The sequence below is a fragment of the Allobosea sp. P1_A7 genome, assembly GCF_056406775.1.
The window spans coordinates 1-3,650 of record NZ_JBFTZN010000405.1 but is presented as its reverse complement, the minus strand read 5'-3'; the positions used below and the strand labels follow the sequence as shown (position 1 = coordinate 3,650).

2 protein-coding genes and 1 pseudogene are annotated in these 3,650 nt (G+C 65.0%); all 3 read right to left on the bottom strand.

Annotation, left to right across the window (positions count from 1 at the left end; all coding sequences use genetic code 11):
* The coding region (locus AC1D34_RS35140; protein WP_476826736.1) for an IS481 family transposase at nt 1-813 on the bottom strand (813 nt) is incomplete at its 3' end.
* 172 nt (nt 814-985) lie between these two features.
* Nucleotides 986-2,650, bottom strand: coding sequence for a dGTP triphosphohydrolase (gene dgt, locus AC1D34_RS35135; protein ID WP_476826735.1), 1,665 nt, complete (start codon nt 2,648-2,650; stop codon nt 986-988).
* A 23-nt stretch (nt 2,651-2,673) separates the two neighbouring features.
* Nucleotides 2,674-3,650, bottom strand: a pseudogene (locus AC1D34_RS35130) (hypothetical protein); the annotation flags it as partial.

Genomic DNA, 3,650 nt, shown 5'->3' with positions numbered 1-3,650 from the left:
CTGATAGGGTCTTGCATAGGCCCATTCGCGCAAGCTGGTCTGGATGAAGCGCTCGGCCTTGCCGTTGGTTCGCGGGGTGTAGGGCCGGGTGCGGACATGGCGGGCGCCGGCCTTTGCGAGYGCGGCTGCGAAGAGCTTCGAGCGATAGGCCGAGCCGTTATCGGTCATCACCCGTTCGACGGTAACGCCGAGACGGCCGAACCAGGCGAGCGCGCGTTCGAGGAAGGCCGTCGCGTCGTCCCGGCCGAGGCTTGGCAGAACTTCGACGAAGGCCAGCCGCGAGGCATCGTCGATCGCGACATGGAGATGGTCCCAGCCGATGCCGCGATTGCGGCCTTGTCCGGTGCGGTTGCCGGTGATGCGGTGGCCGACGCCGTCGATCCGGCCCAGGCTCTTGATGTCGAGGTGGATCAGCTCCCCCGGTGCGGCGCGCTCGTAGCGCAGGATCTCGGGTTTCGGCTCCAGCGCCGACAACCGATTCAGCCCCAGCCGGCGCAGGATCGCTCCCACGGTTGAGCGCGGCATACCGAGCGCAGCCGCAATCTGCGGGCCGCTCAGCCGGCGACGCCTCAGCGCYTCGATCTCGGCAACACGCTGYACAGGCGTYGCATGCGGACAGTGATGCGGGGCTGAACTGCGGTCGTGAAACCTGCGCGCGCCGCCCTGCCGGTGCCGGCGAAGCCAGGCATGGGCCGTGCGGCCCGAGACGCCCGCCGCCAGTGCCGCCGCCTTGACSGACCAGCCCCCTWCGACCCGCTCTGCCAGCAGGGCTCGACCGCAAGGCGTCAAACGGGCATTCTGATGAACGTTCATCCGGGCACCTCCGGCGCAGGCGTTGGAGCTTCGCAACCCCAGCCTCTCAGCACCGGCCCGGATGAACAACCTTCATAGCTTCGACACCTAGGCAAGACGTTCCGCACCCTCATTCGGCGACAGCAAGATGGCCAGCGAAGTTGGGGGCTCCGTTTGCGGCGCGCTCAGGCGATCAGATGGGCTTAAACATGCTCTCGGCGGTATCCGAGTTCAGACGGGCCCAGAACTCCATCGCGTAGCGATCGGTCATGCCCGCTACGAAATCGCAGACCGCGCGCGCCCTGATCGTCGAATCCTTGGTCGACGTGACGATCGCGCGGACATCGGGCGGCATCAACAGGTAGCCCTTGTCGCTCATCAGCGCGTCGAAGACGTCGGTCACCAGGTCCGAGCCCCGATACTCCCCAAGCTTCACCCGCGGCGAATAGATAGCAGCGGCGAAGGTGTACTGCTTCAGCACCTCCTTGCGGAGCGCCAACGCCTTCGGCAGCCTGACGGAGCTCAGGGCGGGGCACTCCTCGTGCACCGTCAATTCCACGCCGCTGATGAAGTTGTGGACCAGTTCGGAGGACAGCTTCGTCCTACGGTAACCGTCTTCGCCCAGCCTCTTGGAGGACAGGTACATTTTCGTGAAGGTGAAGAGCAGCTTGTCCCGTTCCCCTTCTTCGGACGCCTCGTCCACCTCGTCCTCGTCCTTGGCGAGCTCCGAGAAGATGTACAGGAACTCGCCGAGCACGTCCCGAACGGTGACGGCGTATCCCAACTGTTCGGAAACCTCCTTCGCCACGGTTACCAGCAGCCCGTCGTCGGACGAGAGGATCTCCGCCGGCGACAGGATTCCGACCTTCAGGCAATCTTCAAGGTCATAGACCGAGTAGGCGATGTCGTCGGCCAGGTCCATGATCGAGCACTCGATCGTCTTGAATCCTTCGCACGGCTTCAGCCGATACCCGTTGAGGATTGAATCCTTGACCCTCTCCACGATGGTCCGCTCGGACGCATAGTAGCCCTTGACGATCTTGTCGTCCTCGCCCCGTTCCGCGGGGATCAGCCTGTCGTACTTGAGCGCGGATGCGATGGTGCGATGGCAGAGATTGTAGCCTGCGCGATCGTCGCCATCGAGCGGCGCAGAATACCTCTTCTTCTTCTCGAGACGCGTGACGATGCGCAACGTCTGCGCATTGCCCTCGAAGCCCCCGTAAGCCTTCATGGCCTTGTCCAGCGCCTTTTCGCCGTTGTGGCCGAAGGGCGGGTGGCCGATATCGTGGATCAATCCGGCGGTCGCGCAAAGGCGGCCGTCGATGCCGTCGCCCCCCAGTGCGTCCTTGTGGTCGTGGTTCAGCCGTTCAGCTATACCCTGGCCGATTTGCGCAACCTCAAGCGAATGTGTCAGCCGGTTCCGGAAGAAATCGGATTCCCGGCTGGGGAAGACCTGCGTCTTTCCCTGGAGGCGGCGGAAACTGGCACTGTGCACGACGCGACCGTAGTCGCGGGCGAATTCGTCGCGCCAAGCCTTCTCCTGGCCGTCTGGCGCGTCGACCTCGCGCCGATAGTCCACGTCGCGGTACATCGCTTCTACCGGGCCGTGGTCACCGCTTCCGTCTGCTCGGGATCGGACGCCTTCCTCGCGGCCCTTTCCTCCTCGGCGCGCCTTTCCTCTGCCGCCCTTCTTTCGCGCTCGCGGCGCTCGCGCATCGCCTCGCGAAGGGTGGAAAGGCTGCTCTTGGCGTCTTCCCTGGCTTCTATGACGGCTGCGAATGCCATGATCTGTCCCTCTCGCTGATTGGTCCGAAGTCGACGAGGCGGTCGTTCTCTCGTCCTGCTGCCGTGACAGCAAGGCCCACCTTCAATTCCTCTGAATTATCCCGTGCCGATCCGCGTCGGGACGCCGGCCTTTCGCACTAGGTCCGCGACGTGGCTCGTCAACCCGACTGCCCCGTCAATGACAATCCCCGCTCCCTTGGGCAGGTTCCGGACGATGCCGCGCAGGGTCTCGAGACCGTCCGCCGTGCGGAAGGTGACCCATTCGCTCGCGTCGCCGGGCACGATGACGGTCCCCGACGAAGACGTCGCGCCGCGATGCAATTGCACGAGCCAAGCCTTCCGGCCGTCGAACACCCATTCGAAACGCACGTCGCCGACGCGCTCCCGGAGAAGCCCGTGGAGCGCTGACACGGCTTTCTTAACCTCCGGCGGCAGGGCCGACGGGATTGCCTCGCCGACCATGAGCCGGTCTCCCGTTCCGTTCACGCCTTCTATCACGAGTTCCCCATCAGCAGTCTCGATGGCGGCGCCTGACCACGTGGCCGGAACGGCCGTCTGGGATAGGACCGATGCGATCGCCCCGTGCTCCGGATCCTCCTGCGCCATCAGGAGAAACGGATCCTTCCATCCGCGGAAGGTGCTGAACTTGCCGGGCTGCTGCTCGGTAGGGCAGGTCCGCAGCCAGATCTCGTTCGATCCGGTCGGCACTCCGAAAGTGAATGGCGCCACGCGGCGGCCGATCACGGTGGTCCGTGGGACCGGCATCCCGGCGGCATGGGCTACGAGAAGTCCGTACGCCTTGTCGCCGATCATGCGGGAGAAATCGTTCGGCCAGCGCGCGTCCGCCAGCTTCGCCGGGAACGCTTCGGCCTCGCCCAACTCCCAATACAGGACGGGCGTCTGCTTGTAACCGCGCGCCATCGGATGGAGGCTGAACTCGATCCTGTTCCTGGCCGCGAAGTCGAAGTCGGGCTGGCGCCGTAGATGGTCGAGAACACAGTCTCGGCCCAGTCGCGCGGCAGCGTCGCGAAGCCCGTCTTCTCGACGCCGCGCGGGGTCGTGTCCTCGTGTCC